This window comes from Haloferax gibbonsii ATCC 33959 (assembly GCF_000336775.1).
Taxonomy (GTDB): Archaea; Halobacteriota; Halobacteria; order Halobacteriales; family Haloferacaceae; genus Haloferax; species Haloferax gibbonsii.
The window spans coordinates 1-16111 of the sequence record NZ_AOLJ01000001.1 but is presented as its reverse complement, the minus strand read 5'-3'; the positions used below and the strand labels follow the sequence as shown (position 1 = coordinate 16111).

Below are 16111 nucleotides of genomic sequence, written 5' to 3'. Positions count from 1 at the left end.
TTAGCGAAGGTGAGGGTCGGTCTGCTGGTATTCTTTTAGCTGTTCTTTCTCAAACTCGCAAACACGGAGTGCATCGAGCATCTGATTCGCGACGTACCGGGTTTCACCACGCTCAGTCCACGATCGGAGTGCGTCACTGATACGCTCGGAATACTCGTCAAGGACGTTCTCGAGATCGTGCTCGATGAAGTAGTAAAGCGGTTCCCAGACGGGACTCTCTGCGGGTGCACGCGTGTAATCGTAGATGTTCTCGAGAGTGTCTGCGGGTGCGTCGTGCTGTTTGTGGTACTCGGAGGCCCGGTGATAGTGGAGATTGCGTGTCTGAGACGCCGGTAGTGCGGAGTCGACGTAGTCACCGAGGTAGTCGGCAGAGAGTTTCTTGTAGTCTTTCACAGCGACGTCGTAGTCGTCAACGATAGACCGCCCCGGCTTTTGGATGTACGTCGGGAGACGAGGCGAGGTTGTATCGGTGACTAGGATGTATCGCTCGCGTTCTTCGGTGGCACGTTGGAGTAATGCTCGGACGAGTTCTTCCTCGCCGTATTCCTCGACTCCTTCCTGAGTGGTGATATGGACGAGAGGGAACTCGATGTCATCGACGGTGTCCACAACGTCCCCCGAAGAGTAGTGAGTGTAGTCAATGAGTTTGAAGTCATTGTCGTAGATGTCCGCATGGACGACGGTGTCGATGCCGAGTTCTACGAAGAAAGGTATACTCCGGAGTTGTGCACGTGCGTGTTTGTTGCGCTTCTGGAGTTGCGGGTCCCGCATGACGACGGTCGATGTCGTCGTCTTCAGGATATCCTCGATAGAAGGCAGACTAGGCACGTTCTCGCATGGGGAAGGTTGTGTCATAAATCCATGGTTGGGATTATCGTTTTTGATGCCATGAATCGGTTTGGTTACAATTGGCACCCTCGTTGCTGCATAGCGATTCGTGGAAATGGATAGAACTATTAACGTATTATATCTGTCGTGGGAGCAACAACTATTGCAAACTAGAGAGAAATACAACACATGAGGGCATAGATTCCGTTTGTTTCACTCGCGCAAATATAGTGAGTCCATAGAGATACTCGATTCCTAAGAGTGTGGCCACTCCGAAATAGTACACTAGACTAGAACTGTTTCATATACGCGCAACAGTACTATATACGAGGAAGGGATGTCATAGGCAATGCGATCGTATATTGCACCCATAGGATACGATAGCACCCGCGTAACACGGCCTATACTCAGTCAGGGCATCGAGCGCAACACCCACATCGACCTCTTGATTCCGACCACAACCACAGATGATAGCCGCGGTACTCAAGCAATTAACGACGTTCGTCGGATGATCGAACAGATCGAACCAAGTGTTGACATTGAGACGACCGAGATACCGCACGACGATTTCGAGGTGGCGATCCAAATTTGCGGGACACTCATCGATGCTGCCAACGGGGAGGTTGTCGTCATCTTCGGAGGTGGAGCCCGGGATATCTTCTTACCTCTCACCGTCGCTGCGCTCTCGCGGACACACCATATCCACGCAAGCTATCAGTTCAGCGATATCGACGGCGAAGTCCGGGAACGAACCCTCCCCGACCTCACGGCGAACGCACCGGCACAAACGGAGCCGACACTCGAGACCATCGTCACACTCGACACGCCGGTCTCACTTACTGAGATCACCGAGGCCATGGATGTCTCGAAGAGTACCATTACCCGACACGTGAAGCTCCTCGAACGACAAGGACTCGTTACCTCTGAAACGCACGGCAAAACGAAGGTTGTTGAACTGACCACAACCGGACGCATCCTGATCTCTCGAACACGTTCTTGACTGGTCACCGAATCTAACCGCACCACCGTAGAGTTTTGCCTTCCGGTCGAGACGATACTCTATGGACAGGGCCTGGGTCACATCGATGAGTCCGAACGTTGAATCGGTCGCGAACCCACTCGCAGCAGCCTGTGAATCCGGATATGTCCCAGACGAGATCTACATCCTCGGAAATCCAGGACTCAGCAGCTACCTCGATAGTGTCACATCGGTGCTAGAACGGATCGTCGTCGAATATGGGAGCAAAACACCTGAGATCACCGTTACGAACCTCGACAATGAGACGGAGTTCGGGCGGATCGTCGAACATTATCGCACACCGGTGCTATCGGCACACGAGACCGACGGGACAGTAGCCGTCGACGTTACACCAGGACGAAAGTTCATGTCCGCGATTGCGTTTCAAGCCGGAATCCAATACGACGCCGATCATGTCTTCTACCTCTACCTCTCCGAAGGCCAGTTCTACGGGCGTATTTTCCCCGACGTGCCGAATCAGGCGCTTGACCTTATCGACTTCCAGGTGGTATTCTGATGTACCTCGAGCGAGCGCACGTCACGCACTTGCTTAATGCCCTGTACACTGAGGGCATCACCTCAGTCAGCGTGAAACACCCATGTGAGGATATCGGGGAATTACTCCGTCTCGATATCTCGAATCCGGTCGATACGACCGTTCGATTCACACAGGGCGCACTCACCTATCAAGATACCCGTGAGCAGATGCAGACAGCCTACGGTGAGCGTGTCTATAACGATCTTCCGGATGCTGAAACGTATGTGCGTGCGCTCGTCGCCGCCGGGGTTGTCGACATAGAGAACGTCGACGAAGTCGAGACGTTCTTCCATCGATACGGCTATCCAGATCTCGACGCCGGACACAAGCCGATCGTGCTCGGCATCGACACGAACTTGATGGCGTGGAGAATGCCCGATGTTTTAGAACTTGACCCGACGACGTACAGTAATTCAGCAGGCCGCAGTCCAGTTAACGGATTTGCACTTGCAACGGGAGTCTACGACGAACTCAACTGGCACTACAACCATTATGAGACGCGGTCGCTCGAGGACGCATTCGGTCCGGAATTCGCTCGACTTGACAACCAACCTGCTGGTGCGAATCGAGAGGGACTCCTCGGCCTCTACGAATACCGGCAACTGCGTGACCATCACTACGCAGACACGATCGAGAGCGAGAAGGGAGACGAGTCGATCGTCGAGGCCTACGTCGAGTACAACGCTAATAACCGCAAACGAGTCATCCTCCTCAGTAACGACTATGGGTTCGTTGAACAGGCACGTGACGCCGATATCCTAGCGCAGCACATTAGCTTCCCTGTCGACACCCCACGGAAAGTCACCGTGACGTGGGATGAGCTTCATGACCTTCTCTATATCCTCGCAGTACTCTTCGGTATTCTCGAGTTCCCCAAAGTAACCGTATACGGTGTCTGGAACGGAAAATCGGGAGATGACTGGAAACGATGTCGTCTCGATATTGACTGTCGGAGCAACCGTGTCAAGGAAAAGCTACGTAGAGATCGTGCCATCACGACCGAATACGAGACGAATCGATAGACTCGCCACGCCGAACCAACAGTGAGGACGAGCGCCGGTTGAGGAGTTACTAACTAAACAGTGTTATCTGATTATATTGACTAATTATTTGTTAGTTGCTATGTTAGTGGTAACGGGATGTCGGTATCGTCAGCCAAGCACTTAGCTACGATTCAACCAGAGTGGGAGGATTTGCCGCTAGCGTGTGAGTTGCTTGAGTTGCGATACAAGGAACCAGAACACGATCTACGTGTGTTAGCATCGGATAGAGGTAATGTTGGTAGTAAAAAAATTCAACAAGTCATCCGTCTATTAAGGCTTCTCGGTCTTCTTGACGAAGGGAAATTAACGAGTACTGGTCAATGGTTAGCAGTAGTATTTGATCAACCGGTACAGCAGAGTTACTTCGGTTCTAAGTTGGGAATTGGCTTGAAATCCACACTCTCAACAACCGAAAAGGTGCTTCTCTGGATGGTTATTTACTACGAACACCATCTACCGGTGTTGGCCACTCTCCACCAACTTTCCACCGAGGTTGTCCCAACAAAACAGGATTCACCCGCGGTTCAGAGGCTAGCGGAGCGAATTAGCGAACTCTATCCGAGCGTCAATAGTATGAATTCATGGACGCCGCGTGCAAAAGTACACTACAAATGGATGACACACCTTGGATTATCAAGGGTTCACTCAAACAGATATATACTAACGGCGGACGGTAAAGCTGTGTTTGAACAAGTTGAGGCAGAGTGCCCTAGTGAATGGGAGTCAGCTTCTGTCTACCAAGGTACTACGCTATCCGACTTTTAGTGGTGTTTGTCTGATTATTTCAATGTGTTCCAAAGGTGCTGCTTTGCTTCTAGAATACTCCTCAACTACATCCATAAATCGTCTCATAGTCAGCGTCTGCAGCATCACCAAGAATTCGACTACTAAGCGCTAAAATTCGACAAACAATTTTCTGTGAACGCTGCAAGATCAGATTCAAACCTTCGAGGAGTAGCGGGCGCAACTGAACCAAGTGGAACACCTGCTCGTCAAATTAGAGTAACCGTGACTCCGAGAGAGGTTGCATCGGGTCAAACTATCGGACGAGCGTATTTCCTACTGGGGATTTCAACAGATCCACTTATGCGGATTTGGTTCACTTTCAGTCAACAGAACACTTTTCCACCACCTAGATAATATTGGAGTATGACTAGACGAATATCAGAGGAATCAGAGTCCAGTCGAACCACGCTATCTGATGCCGGTGAACGAACACTCCATATCGGACAAGACCGGCCGATTCGAATCAGTTCAGGCCATCGACTTATTCACCATGAGGGAAAGTGTTCTCGACCACACGGACACAACTACGAAATATCCGTCACAGTCACGGGCACGCTAACAGAAGAGGGATGGCTCGTCGACAAGGCAGATATAACGAGTACTATCGATGAGTGGGACCACCGCTTCCTTCTGGAGAAGGGTGACCCACTCATCGATGCATTTACTCAGTCAGGAGATGGCGATGCCGTCGTCGTCCTTGACCACCCACCGACAGTAGAAGTAATGGCTGTTGTTCTCGAAAACCGACTGCTCGAGTCGTTACCGGACAACATATCGGATGTCTCCATAGAGATTGCAGAGACGAATGAGCTCTGTGCTGAGTAAATGTCTTCACGCATCAATCCAGAGTTAGATGACCTCCTCAACTACGTCGACGGAAATCGTCTCATAGTCAGCGTCTGCAGCATCGTCAAGGAGCCGACTACAGAGCGCTAAGATTTGACGAACATTTCCCTGTGAGCGCTGCAGAATCAGATTTAGACTCTCTTCAGTAAAGGGTCGTAGCGACTCTTCCGCACCACCGTCTACGCGCTCTAACGAGAGATAATCTGCGATGAGATCAGACAGATGCTCGCTAGTGAGTGGCTTAAGCGTCACTTCTTGGCCGATACGCTCGCTGAATGCATGGTATTCGCTCATGACATCCTGCCACACTTCGGGTGCACACCCGAAGAGCAAGCAGAGACCAGAACTGTTCTGGTCCATGAGGTGACGAACACTATTCAGCGTCGCTTGTTCGTTTTTTGGAGAGAGTCGAGCAATACTCTCGAACTCATCGACAAAAACGAAGACAGCCGTATACCCTAACTCGAGAAGCATATTTTTGAGCGCTGTAAATGCTCGAACCCCCATCGTATCATCATCAAGGGCGCTGTGAATCTCCATCTCTTTGCGCTGCTCGTAGCGGATTCCCTCAGCTGTCAGCCACTGCCAAGCGTAGAGGTTGGTATCTTCGTAGATCATATGAACGATGGCACGAGCGAAGTCGGCGAACTTTGTGATATCGCTTAATTGCTTGATTGCTTCAGGGATGATCTCAGACAGCAAGACGTCTCCCTCGTCGATGAGCGATCGCATCGCTGCTGCACTCGCTGGAGACTCGTCCGTACATTCTTGCGTGATTGAGGCAAGGAACTCGTAGGCTAAGTTCTGAAGGTGAGTGAACCCGAGGTCGTAGACAAACTCATGGTAGATGTCGAGGAACCCCTCACCAGGTTGTGCGACATAGCCGACAACGACGTCATCGCGATCACGAAGGAGCGAGCGAGTGTACTTTAGCGTGTGCGATTTCCCGTTTCCGTATTTGCCAGTCACGACGAGGTGTTTCGACTTCCCAGTAGACAGCACCGAAGACACCGTCGAACTGATTTTCTCTGAGACGTGGTCTTGGCCACAAAATATCTCGGGGTTCTCTGCGGGGACTGGACTGTAGGGGAATGGGTTTCCGCGAAGGTCGTACTGTGAGTAGTCTCGCTGCTGATCGGTGATGGTGAAGTTGTTGGACATTAGTGTGCCTCCTGCTCAAAGGTGATGTCGCGGTCGTGAACCGCGAGATAGTAGTATTTCTTCCCGTACAATTCGACGCCTGACATAACTTGCTGTGTTGACTGTGAGGTAGTGATTAGTGGCCCTTCATCCGCAAGCTCGAGTTGTTTGATGCCTAGTGCAGCGTCCTTGGCAGCAGTATCCATGGGTGCTCCCGAGAGTTCGAGTTTTCCGACGTTTTGCTGGCACAGCGCAAGGATTGCGTCATCGAAATCGTCCCGCTTACAACCGATTCGCTCACAGATCTCCTCTCTGAGTTTTGGAATTGAGAGATACCGCTGCCGTAAATTAACACCAGCAGTCTGTTCAAGATCGTCGTATGCGTCAAGCACGATGAAATGGAAGTTACGAGGGATTTCGGTTGTCTGGGAGAGGTAGTAGTTCCCTGTGAACGCATTTCGCTGTACGCTTCCGAGACGTTCAGCCCAGTCTCCAACAATTTCGATGCCGGTTTGGTTGAACGAGTAGGGTGAGTATTCGTGAGTCTCTTCGAGATGCTCTAAGAGGCTGTCAAGACCAACGTTGTCTACCGCGTCGAGCGCTTCAAGAAACGCACCGTAATGCGGACTCCGGACGGCAAGGATTGAGCTCGCTTTGTCCCAATCTTCGGCTCGAATAGCAGCTAAGAATGATTCGCCGATACTTGTTGTAGTATAGATGGCGCCGTCGATATCCTCCTCTTCAGATAAGAGCGAGATCCGCGTCGCTTCGAGAATTGTTTCGCGGGCGCGGCGGTGGGTCACATCGAGGATGTCTGCAAGTTCCTCTGTCGACTTATAGCCATCTTCGCAACTATAGGTGAGTTCTACCAACCGACTCAGCGTGACCGGGCGTATCGTCGGTCGTTCGTCGCTCATGTGAGCCTCCGGACTTGTTGCTTTGCAGTTTCGTATGCACGCTTCGTGACCTCGTTTCCGTTGAACCTGAGGTCGAGATACTCTTCGATGTCTCGTCCAGATTCAGCAACGTACTGGAACCGCCGCAGTTCGGTCGCTAACGCCCACAGGTTGTGTTGCACGAGTGCAGAGCGGTCCTCGCGAATCTCCGCGAGTGTCCGTGGTCCACAGACTGGACACGGACACGGAAGTCGCTCTAACTCCTCGATGTTCCGTAACTCTTCACCACCGAACCCTGGTATCAGATAGTTCCGATTTCCGGCACTCCGAATGAACGCTGACGAGTCAAAGCTATCAACACCCAGATATAGTAATAGTGGTTGGTATACAAGCCCACCAAGTCCGTAGACGTGGAGGTGCTTGTCTGTTGCAGTTCGTGCTGCTAATATCAGCTTAGTTACTTTTTTATAATCTGTTCGAATTGGAACCATGCTCCCAAGAGCATAACCATCAAAGTCTCCGTGTTTTTCGAGGTGTGCGATGGAGTTCCGAACCGTCTCGGGGTCATATCCGTGCACACTTGCGAAAAGGACTGCGTCACCAGGGTGTTGGTCACTCGCCTCTAGTGCATATTCGATACTCTGGTTCACTCGACGCTGATTCTCTGCTGCTCGGTTCTCACGAGAGAGTGGAATGTCAACAGTTCCGTAGATGTCCGCACCTAGTCGTTGCTGTGCTTCGAGGGTTTTTGCTGGGGTAGTGTCGACTTCCTCCGAACTAAAATCGAAGCCACCACTATCAGCAAAAACGATCGTTTCGTCCGGAACATCCATCTCTTCCCGGAGTGTGACTCCATTTGTCAACCGGTCCCACATCGGTTTCCGATTCCGGATTGCCCGGGTATTGACCATGGCGACTGGTAAGTCAGGAATTGATCCAATGTAGGGGGGAGTATTGTCACTCGACCGTTTTCCCACATTACGGACGGGGAAGAGAACAGGTGTCTCTAGTTCTCCGTGTGGGAGATCGAGTGTTCGTCGTCTGTATAACATGCCTCCCGCTCGGATAGGCTGTTGGCCTACTTAGATAATGGCCTAATAGAAAGATTACTGACAAAGCCAGCATTGTCAATTAGTACTGCTCAAGTGCTGCTTGTGTTGGCCCCTCTACGACTTCCCGACAAAGTGTTTCAACGAGATCTGGGTCGAGTGAGTCGACAGTCCCAACACGGCGAGCGAAGTTCTTGAGGTATACCCCCTTCAGGCCAACAACAATTGTGCCGTGATTTTTTGCGTCTTCAGTTCGTGCACCAACTGACACAATATTGTCATATTGGTCGTTGACCAGATCACGATTAAACACAACACCGATCTGGTCCGCAGGAACGTCTCGGACGAGCGAGTCAATGTCAATGCTCGTGTAATAGTCACTTCCGAGTGTGAAGAAGACGACGTCGTAATCACTCTGCTTGAGGACGTCCTCCAAGTCGGGGCGGATATTCAACTCAGACGAGCGGTGGCGAATCTCGCTGACGTTCATCGAACTGAACGTGACTTCGTATGGCGGGAGCGGGTCATATTCTGACACGAGTCCGAAACCGGCACTAATGAAATACCGACTAACCTCGTGCCCGTCATCGCGAAGTGTCCGAACAGCCTCTCGAACATACTTTTGCTGGCGGCCAGTATACAGGTCGCGTGCTGCAATCTGGGGAACGTTATCTCGTTCGAGGAGTTCTTCTCGTGAATATTCAAGCGTCTCCTCTGCATCGAATACCGGTGCACCGTCCGGGAACTCCTTGCTCCCAGAGCATTGGTCGACAACGAGAATATTCAGGCCGTCAGTAGGGTCCAATTGGGGGACGTGCGGGACGAAGTCATCACCAACAACGTAGTCTTCACCACACGCCTCCAGAACCTCGCGTCGTAGGTCCGCTGGACTGGAGAATGCCTGTAGTTCGCAGTCACTTACCTCAACCGCCTGTGTGAGCTCAGTATCGACGTCACCGTCTGGCGTGACAAGGAACAGGTGCTGGTAGCGGTTCGCCTGCTCTTGAAGGTTCTCTCGCATCCGTGTTGGCGCAAAGGAAACAGTTTGGCCCGTCTCTGTCCACCACTCACGGACACCTGCCGCATCGAACACACCGATCTCAGCGACCGGCAGATCATGGACGGCCTCCCAGAACGCTGGCTCTTCGTTTTGGAGATAGTCTTCAATCGTATCATACCGACTGAGCCCTGCAGATCCCTGAACCGCTACGAGAATCTTCGGAATCGAATCAGTAAACTCGTCGTAGAACCGGCGTGTGTTGTGGAATCCACGCCGTCGGTTCCGGTCATTCCCACGGAAGATGCAGACTTCAATACCGTGTTCGCTGCAGATTGGGCACTCACAAGATTCCCAAGGTCGGTTCGCGAGCGTGCGACGGTAGTCTTCGAGGAGGTCATCATCACCGATCCACGTAGCGTAGTCCTCGACTGCAGTCCAGATTCTCTCAAGCGGCGTCGGTTCGGCGTCTTCAATAAGTGTGGGTATTCGCGGGAAGTCGGCGAATGCAGTCGCTGCAGTATTCAGTAACTCGTCGTACTCCGCGAAGGGGACTGGGTCTTCGGGACTGTCTTTGCGCAGCAGTTTCACAAGCTTTCCACGGAGAGAGTCGCTGAAACTCGCCTGCAACTCGCGGGCGTGTGTGAAGTCGTCACGGAACGCCTCTTCAATATCTTGCAGAAGCGACTGGTCATACCGATCTTCATGGCGGTGTTCTCGAAGATACTCTCGCGTCTCGGGGATAACCGCCGCTGCTGTTTCGTACCACGTGTCAACAGCCGCTGAGAGCGATCTCTTGGCGTCGTACGCTCGCAGCGCAACTAACAGTTCTCGTCCACGGAGCGACTTTTCGACTGACTCGTGCAACGAATCCCGATTCGAGGGGTATCGGACACGAATCGCGTCATACCGCTCGTCGTTGGTTAGTCGATAGTTGTCACCACCAGTCCATGCCGAACGAAGCATGCTGGCGCTGTCGAAGCTCGTCATTCCAGAACGACCGACTGCGTCGAACCCTTCGGTCTTCGCAAACCCGAACACGTGGGTATCGATCCGGCAGGTGTGTTCGCGCTCGAATGCTTTGACTGACTTTCCGACACTCTTCACGATTTTTCTGACGTCGTGGATCGGACTCCCAGCAACACCACCAATTCCGACATAATCGTAGCCAATCTCGAGAACATGCTCAAGCGCCTCAACATAGGAGGACGGATCCCATCCCTGGATGGCAACCATCAGCCGGAATGAATACTCTCCGGCTTGGTACTGCTTGTACATCTCTTGGGCATTGTCGAGCGTTAATTCGTATCGGAACGCAGCGTCGTCAGCACGATAAACCGCCCGCGGGTCTGAAGCTAATGTAGAGAGGACAGTATCAACCTCACCTTCGAAGTCAGACTGTATGAAGGGGCTGACAGCCTCATGTGTCCGGAGACTCGGTTCGTAGTCATCGACGTAACTTGGCCACTCGTCTGGCCATTCATCGACCATCAGGTCGACGACATCGGTTATCCGGTCAGGGATATCTGTTTTAGAAAATCCATCGCTGAAAGCACGTTCATCGAGATACAGACGACCTTTGTCTTTTCCAGACCCTAACACGAGATGATCGATTGTGACGCCCACAGAGACATCGAGCGTTTCGTAGAAATCCAGCATCTCCGCGTTGTCGTACGGGGGGAAAGGGAGAGATTTGTAGCCCCACGCACCACAGTCACTGATTGTTGGAAGCCAGTCCGGAATCGACAGGACAGGGTCGTCGTAGACACCGTGTTTCCGTAATCGCTCAGATTTGCGGTTCGTCGTTTCGACCTGCTCGCGCGAAATTAGAACGCCATCAATCGGGGTCGTGCCATACTCAAAGATATCCCAGATGTAGCTAAGTTCCCGCTCTGAGCGGTCAATCGCAGAGAGTTCGTCGTGCTCGAAATCATAGTGAGCATCGACAGCGTCGTCCCATTCTGGAACGTAGAATCGCACAGATTAGATCACCTTACTAGCCATAACTCCAGCTCTCCTTATGTATGTCTCTATCTCTGATTCATCGAGGCGTATAAACGAGAATATCTGTGGGCACTACCAGTATTCGTGAGGGATGTTTTAGCGTCTCAGACACCGAGAGGTTCTGCGCTACTGGTGGAGAGTTCGCGGTAGACTCACCAACGAAACGAGATACGCATAGTAGAACACATCGGTTAAAACACCGATCTCTTTGCCACGCTCGTCATATTGAATGAGTCCATGCTCGTGCATCCGTGGTAGGTGATTTTGAATTAGACCGTTGTATACTGATTCATACGCAGTAGAAGTCACCTGACTCGGCGGCGTGTTTGTTTCAATGCCACAGATGACCCGTGCAACGTGACGGACACTTACTGTCTGGCCGCAACTAAACAGCGAGAGGTAACGGACAACGAGGAGCCGACGACGGTTCCCCAGCAATGCAAAAACTTCTGCTGCAGTAGGGCAGGAGAATTGGGTACTCATACGCACCGATCACCGGCAAGCCATCGTCGGTCGTAACTACGTCGCCACAACGAAGTTGATACAACTGAATCGTTCGTGTTCGAAGCTTGTTGGGTGCTTACTGACATGCTCCCACCCCTCTGGAGCAAAAAATCAACTAGAAGCGCCAGCAGTTATTGACACGGACCTGGCCCTCAATCAAGGAACTCGAGGATGATGTCTTCGAGACAGAGGATCGCGAGGTGAGTTACACCATCAATCGGGTTTGGCCCCGCGAGCTCGTCGAAGGGAACGGGGGCATCAAACTGTGTGGCGATACTCCACGGGCAGAGGTTGAAATCATCCTGCATTGCAGTCGCCGCCTCGTATGAGTCATACTGTTCAGCGACCGAGCGGTACTCCTCAATATGCTCATCCACAAAATCGCGAACTGCCGCCGAAGACTCAAAATGAATCGTCTCAGATTGGTGCCCGCTCATATTTCAACCCGATGGTTGTTCAAGACTTGAACCTTCGGTAGTCAGTTGACTACTCACCAAATGCCGTTTTGATTTTCTCGGATACATATTCTATTCGAACACCACTCTCAGAGCGTTCCACCCTGAATTGCTGGTGCCCTCACCATTTGGGGGCCACAAAACTACCGCAAAGACAGGAGGAAACTGGTCTCAACGAACAGCTAACACAGTACTTGGGACCGAGACTACACGAATCGTTCGAAATCCCAAATCTGAACCCCGATTTCCGCAAGGTGGTCAGATCGGTCTTCGATCTGTTCGATAGTCCACTCGTCGTACTGTTCGCGAACCTCTTGCGTCATTTGGAAATCAGACAGTTTATACTGGTCTTTCTTTTGTTCGAACGGATTGTCCTTCGCGGACTCGTTCAGACGTTCTTCGAGGAGCGTGAGATTGCCGAGGCGATTTCGGTACTGGTTGAACTCCGCCTTACCGACCCCAAGGACGTCACGCCATGAACTGTATTTTTTCGCGGTGAACGCTTGCTGTGGGGCGATATGTTCAATGTCGACTGTTGCGCGGTCGTAATCCTTTCCTTCGCCAGATTCCATGTAGTGTCGCCGCTCAATCGTATCAAGAAGGTATTTTGTTTGTGCATTCCGGCTGAAGTCGCTATTCGCAAGCCGTGAGCGGAATTCATCGTCACCAGGTGCCTCCTCAGCTAGACGCATTTGGATCGTTTGGACGGGGTCAGTCGTATCGAATGCATCAGAACAAAGCTCGGAGAAAATCCGGTCCAGTTTGCTTCCGGTTTGGTTACCTGAAACGCGCCAACGGACCATGAACACTTCAAGCAGTCGCAGAACACTCAGAATCTGATCGTACTCATCGAACTCCTCGAAGATACGGAGCATAAGCGTCCGAGAGTGTGACGACTGGATATCATTGAGATTTCGAAGACGGCGGTTGATTCGCTTCTGTGCTCGCCCACTAAACGCGTCAACGTTGGCTTTCGTGAATCCAACGTACAACTCAGAGGTCTCAACCATTCCATCGACATACCCAACGAGATCGGTCTCGTCAGTTGGGAGTTGGTTTTCAATGAGATCCCGGAACGTATCGTAGAGTGTCCGTGACGTCACACTCCCCTCGATATCGGGGTCCTCCCGGGACATCATATAGTGCCGGAAGAACCGGTCCGGGTTGTTGATCTCATAGACGACGTTCTCGAGGACGTGTTCCCACTGTTGTCGGATATGCTCGTACGTCTCTCGGTCGGTCCCACCGTACTTCTCAGACGCGACCTGCAACAACGCGTTTTTCATGAGATCGACTGCCGACAGCTCTAGGCCACGATTGTTGAGTGTCTCAAACAATCGAAATGCAGACGCAGTACTGTCACACTCAACAACGACGAGCGTCATCGACCCGAGAAGTCGCTTCCGCAATTGATCAATCGTCTCGACATCACAGTCGAAGACCTGCTCTTGGAAATATTCGTACGCTTGCCGAAGTTGGCTATCCTCATTGACAGTAGTGGGGTCACCGTCAAGGATAGACTGATAGTCGTCATCTTCGAACCGACTGAGGCTAAGTTTCGGGTAGCGATCGTTATCGAAATCGGTCTCGTGGAGATAGTCAGAATCGATTTTGTCACCTAACCCACCATCCGAATGCTTCCGATAGAAGTCACGCATAACCCGCAGTAGCAGCGAAATTGTCGTGATTCGCTGTTGACCGTCGACGAGCTCTAACTCGTTGAGTTCGTCGTACTTTTTCTGATGTTGAATGACGACAATTGATCCTAGAAAATGCGTGTCATCTTCGTCGATATTCGTGAGATCGTTCCAGAACTCCACCCATTGCGACTCTTTCCAAGAATACAGGCGCTGGTAGTCGGGTACTGTAAAACGGTTGCTTCGGGTGAAGATATTCTGTAGATCAGCCTCCGAAGCCGAGATTTCAAGATTACTTCCCATTGACACGGGGGTATCGGCACTGATAAAATAAACGTGACGACGTGATCCCGCAGCAACGTTTAGTACCCTAATTTTGGGATACCTCAGTCAGACCTACGATAATGAATCACCTATTTTACTTTTCTGAAATAAAGATAGTTATTCAGTACTGGTGTCAACTGTATAGTTAACATACCAGAATTACGGACCACGAGGGATATTACGCATCTACTCCACACAATGTTTGGTGATGCGTTCGAACCGTTTCGGTTGAAGTATCACTCACCGCTGCAACACGCGCCTGCGTGAGTGGCCAGTCTCGTTCTGCCGCCGCGGTGTACACACACGCTGCCGCGACCGCATGCGGGTTCGCGCCTCGATGAGTCCACTCATCGCTTGATGCCTCGGCTAACGACCGTGCTCGTCGCTGAATCTGGTCCGTCACGTCAAGTGCGTCTGCCACTCGCGGAACGAACTCAACCGGTGGAACTGGCTTCGCAGGCAGCCCGAGTTCTGTATTGAGTGCGTTATACGCCGATCGGACGCGCGATTCAGCCACCCGTGCGAGTGGGACGAGTTCAGCGAGTGTCCGCGAAAGCCCCGCACATCGACAGGCTGCATGGACGCTCGCAGCCGCGACTGCTTCCATCGACCGTCCTGGCAACAGATCCGCCTGCTGAGCAGATCGGAAGCACCGACAGGCTTGGTCACGCAGGCTATCAGGGAGGTCGAGTGCACCGGCAAGTCGCCGGACTTCGTCCAAGCCATGCGCGAGCCGACGTTCACGACTCGACTGGTACCGACTCCGACTGTGCTGGGTGCGGAGTCGGGAGAGTTGCTGTCGGCGCTCGCCCGGTATCGGTGTCCCGTTCGCGTCGACATGTCGGCCGATTTCAGTAGCGAGACCGTGATCGTGTCGAGTCGGCGTTCGCGGCGCGCCCACTCGTTTTCGCTCCGTGCGCTCGAACGATCGCCACTCCGGGCCGCGGTCGATGCCGTGCCCGTCGATGATGAGCCCACAGGACTCACACCGTTGCTCGCCAGCGTCCGTAATGACCTGACCACCACACTCTGGACAAGAGGCGTTCCCACAGGATTTCCCGCACGATTCGTCGAACTGTCGCTCGTAGACATCTCGTGTCGCCATCTCGAACACCGCGCGACGCATCTCGCTGCGCCCCGCACCCGTCAGGGGCTCAAAAAACGCCGTCGCCGTCTCGGACAGGTTGGCTTCGGTTGGCGGTCATTAAATGACTGAACCACAATACCAAACATGCTAGCAGGTGGACTGCCGTTGCAGGCTCGTCGTGTCACACAAGACGCGCCCTGCTCTGCAACGGGTGCGAAATCGCGTACCAAGCCATCCGCGCCCACCCCTTGATAACTCCCTCGTGGGCCTCGTGCCCACCGCGTTTCGCACACTCGAGTTATCGATATCTGTGGGCCACGAGTCGCGGACTGCGGTCGTAGGAATCTCTCACCAGGCGAACAGTTAACTGAGACAACAAATTACTATCTGGTATGAGTAGCTCACCATGGACTGCGAACTTTGCGACTGAAAAAAGCGAATGTGCAGCCGACGTCCAACGCCTCCTCGAGAAGTACCCACAGCCAGTCGTCTACGAAGTCATGAGCGAACTGCTCCGTCGAGAGATGCGCGAGCAGTTTGCTGATGCGTACACTGCGTCCCAACAGTCCGACGACTAACGAGTACTAGTGACGTACGAAATACTCACTAACGACTATTCAGACAGATCACGCCGCCCAGCGTCGACGCAGTTCCAACAGGGAAGAGTTTCAGATAGCTGTTCACACTCGCAGGGCAGGTCTGTTGTGTCATCATCGCCGCTCGATGTTGACCCACCATCTGCGACGACACGCATCTGCACGGCGAGTTCGAGTACTTGGGGACGAATCGCGACTGCAACCCGATGTTTACACGGGCCGTCACCGCTCGCATCAGCAGGACATGAACACGAATGGGGGACGCCATCCCGAATTCGAACGCGGTACTCGTGCGCGGTTGGGTCAGCATAGCTCTCGTTGCGTACACGGACATCGCCATCAAGGAGTTCGAACGCGAACGCC

15 protein-coding genes are annotated in these 16111 nt (G+C 52.4%); 5 read left to right on the top strand and 10 right to left on the bottom strand.

Going from position 1 to position 16111, the window contains the following annotated elements; translation table 11 throughout:
• Nucleotides 1-828: a hypothetical protein gene (locus C454_RS20960; RefSeq protein ID WP_239639818.1), complete on the bottom strand. Its 828-nt coding sequence runs from the start codon at nucleotides 826-828 to the stop codon at nucleotides 1-3.
• 349 nt (nucleotides 829-1177) lie between these two features.
• On the opposite strand from C454_RS20960, the gene csa3 reads away from it, so the two are divergent.
• The 4 genes from csa3 to C454_RS19595 all read left to right on the top strand — a co-directional run bounded on the left by csa3 (nucleotide 1178) and on the right by C454_RS19595 (nucleotide 5038).
• Nucleotides 1178-1828 (top strand): CRISPR-associated CARF protein Csa3, encoded by a 651-nt coding sequence (csa3, locus tag C454_RS00045; RefSeq protein WP_049904844.1) that lies wholly within the window; start codon nucleotides 1178-1180, stop codon nucleotides 1826-1828.
• 61 nt (nucleotides 1829-1889) lie between these two features.
• A complete protein-coding gene (locus tag C454_RS00040) occupies nucleotides 1890-2363 on the top strand; it encodes a hypothetical protein (RefSeq protein WP_193363447.1) in 474 nt (157 codons plus the stop codon).
• Entirely contained in the window at nucleotides 2363-3406 is a 1044-nt protein-coding gene (locus C454_RS00035) for a hypothetical protein (protein WP_049904843.1), read from the top strand. Before C454_RS00040 ends, C454_RS00035 begins: the two co-directional genes overlap by 1 nt.
• 1170 nt (nucleotides 3407-4576) lie before the next feature.
• Nucleotides 4577-5038: a 6-pyruvoyl trahydropterin synthase family protein gene (locus C454_RS19595; protein ID WP_081605158.1), complete on the top strand. Its 462-nt coding sequence runs from the start codon at nucleotides 4577-4579 to the stop codon at nucleotides 5036-5038.
• 24 nt (nucleotides 5039-5062) lie between these two features.
• On the opposite strand, the gene C454_RS00030 is transcribed toward C454_RS19595, so the two are convergent.
• The 8 genes from C454_RS00030 to C454_RS19585 form a co-directional block, all read right to left on the bottom strand.
• A complete protein-coding gene (locus C454_RS00030; protein ID WP_004971301.1) occupies nucleotides 5063-6220 on the bottom strand; it encodes a BREX system ATP-binding domain-containing protein in 1158 nt (385 codons plus the stop codon).
• The gene (locus C454_RS00025) at nucleotides 6220-7116 is read right to left on the bottom strand and encodes a hypothetical protein (RefSeq protein WP_004971300.1); all 897 of its coding nucleotides are present in this window, start codon (nucleotides 7114-7116) and stop codon (nucleotides 6220-6222) included. The genes C454_RS00030 and C454_RS00025 overlap by 1 nt, the downstream gene beginning before the upstream one ends.
• On the bottom strand, nucleotides 7113-8147 hold the full coding sequence (locus C454_RS19590) for a tRNA-guanine transglycosylase (RefSeq protein WP_160163075.1): 1035 nt from the start codon (nucleotides 8145-8147) through the stop codon (nucleotides 7113-7115). Before C454_RS19590 ends, C454_RS00025 begins: the two co-directional genes overlap by 4 nt.
• A 79-nt stretch (nucleotides 8148-8226) precedes the next feature.
• Nucleotides 8227-11121, bottom strand: a complete 2895-nt coding sequence (locus C454_RS00020) for a hypothetical protein (RefSeq protein ID WP_004971299.1) — start codon at nucleotides 11119-11121, stop codon at nucleotides 8227-8229.
• Between the two features lie 150 nt (nucleotides 11122-11271).
• Nucleotides 11272-11628, bottom strand: a complete 357-nt coding sequence (locus tag C454_RS21310) for a DUF7344 domain-containing protein (RefSeq protein ID WP_455428720.1) — start codon at nucleotides 11626-11628, stop codon at nucleotides 11272-11274.
• A gap of 173 nt (nucleotides 11629-11801) precedes the next feature.
• Nucleotides 11802-12086 carry a hypothetical protein gene (locus C454_RS00015; RefSeq protein ID WP_004971298.1) on the bottom strand — a complete coding sequence of 95 codons (285 nt, stop codon included), beginning with the start codon at nucleotides 12084-12086 and terminating at the stop codon, nucleotides 11802-11804.
• Nucleotides 12087-12310: 224 nt separating this feature from the next.
• A complete protein-coding gene (locus tag C454_RS00010) occupies nucleotides 12311-14044 on the bottom strand; it encodes a DUF262 domain-containing protein (protein WP_004971297.1) in 1734 nt (577 codons plus the stop codon).
• 199 nt (nucleotides 14045-14243) lie between these two features.
• Nucleotides 14244-15170, bottom strand: a complete 927-nt coding sequence (locus tag C454_RS19585) for a transcription initiation factor IIB (protein WP_081605164.1) — start codon at nucleotides 15168-15170, stop codon at nucleotides 14244-14246.
• A gap of 374 nt (nucleotides 15171-15544) precedes the next feature.
• On the opposite strand from C454_RS19585, the gene C454_RS00005 reads away from it, so the two are divergent.
• Complete coding sequence (locus C454_RS00005) at nucleotides 15545-15730, top strand: hypothetical protein (RefSeq protein WP_049904842.1); 186 nt, start codon at nucleotides 15545-15547, stop codon at nucleotides 15728-15730.
• 35 nt (nucleotides 15731-15765) lie between these two features.
• Here the strand turns inward: C454_RS00005 and C454_RS19580 are convergent.
• On the bottom strand, nucleotides 15766-16111 hold a 346-nt coding region (locus tag C454_RS19580), incomplete at its 5' end, for an SWIM zinc finger family protein (protein ID WP_004971294.1).

What these genes read in the sequence shown, in the direction of transcription:
- csa3 (WP_049904844.1), top strand. Translation starts at nt 1,178, where the DNA reads ATGCGATCGTATATTGCACCCATAGGATACGATAGCACCCGCGTAACA.
- C454_RS00040 (WP_193363447.1), top strand. Translation starts at nt 1,890, where the DNA reads ATGGACAGGGCCTGGGTCACATCGATGAGTCCGAACGTTGAATCGGTC.
- C454_RS00035 (WP_049904843.1), top strand. Translation starts at nt 2,363, where the DNA reads ATGTACCTCGAGCGAGCGCACGTCACGCACTTGCTTAATGCCCTGTAC.
- C454_RS19595 (WP_081605158.1), top strand. Translation starts at nt 4,577, where the DNA reads ATGACTAGACGAATATCAGAGGAATCAGAGTCCAGTCGAACCACGCTA.
- C454_RS00030 (WP_004971301.1), bottom strand. Translation starts at nt 6,220, where the DNA reads ATGTCCAACAACTTCACCATCACCGATCAGCAGCGAGACTACTCACAG.
- C454_RS00025 (WP_004971300.1), bottom strand. Translation starts at nt 7,116, where the DNA reads ATGAGCGACGAACGACCGACGATACGCCCGGTCACGCTGAGTCGGTTG.
- C454_RS19590 (WP_160163075.1), bottom strand. Translation starts at nt 8,147, where the DNA reads ATGTTATACAGACGACGAACACTCGATCTCCCACACGGAGAACTAGAG.
- C454_RS21310 (WP_455428720.1), bottom strand. Translation starts at nt 11,628, where the DNA reads ATGAGTACCCAATTCTCCTGCCCTACTGCAGCAGAAGTTTTTGCATTG.
- C454_RS00015 (WP_004971298.1), bottom strand. Translation starts at nt 12,086, where the DNA reads ATGAGCGGGCACCAATCTGAGACGATTCATTTTGAGTCTTCGGCGGCA.
- C454_RS00010 (WP_004971297.1), bottom strand. Translation starts at nt 14,044, where the DNA reads ATGGGAAGTAATCTTGAAATCTCGGCTTCGGAGGCTGATCTACAGAAT.
- C454_RS19585 (WP_081605164.1), bottom strand. Translation starts at nt 15,170, where the DNA reads ATGGCGACACGAGATGTCTACGAGCGACAGTTCGACGAATCGTGCGGG.
- C454_RS00005 (WP_049904842.1), top strand. Translation starts at nt 15,545, where the DNA reads ATGAGTAGCTCACCATGGACTGCGAACTTTGCGACTGAAAAAAGCGAA.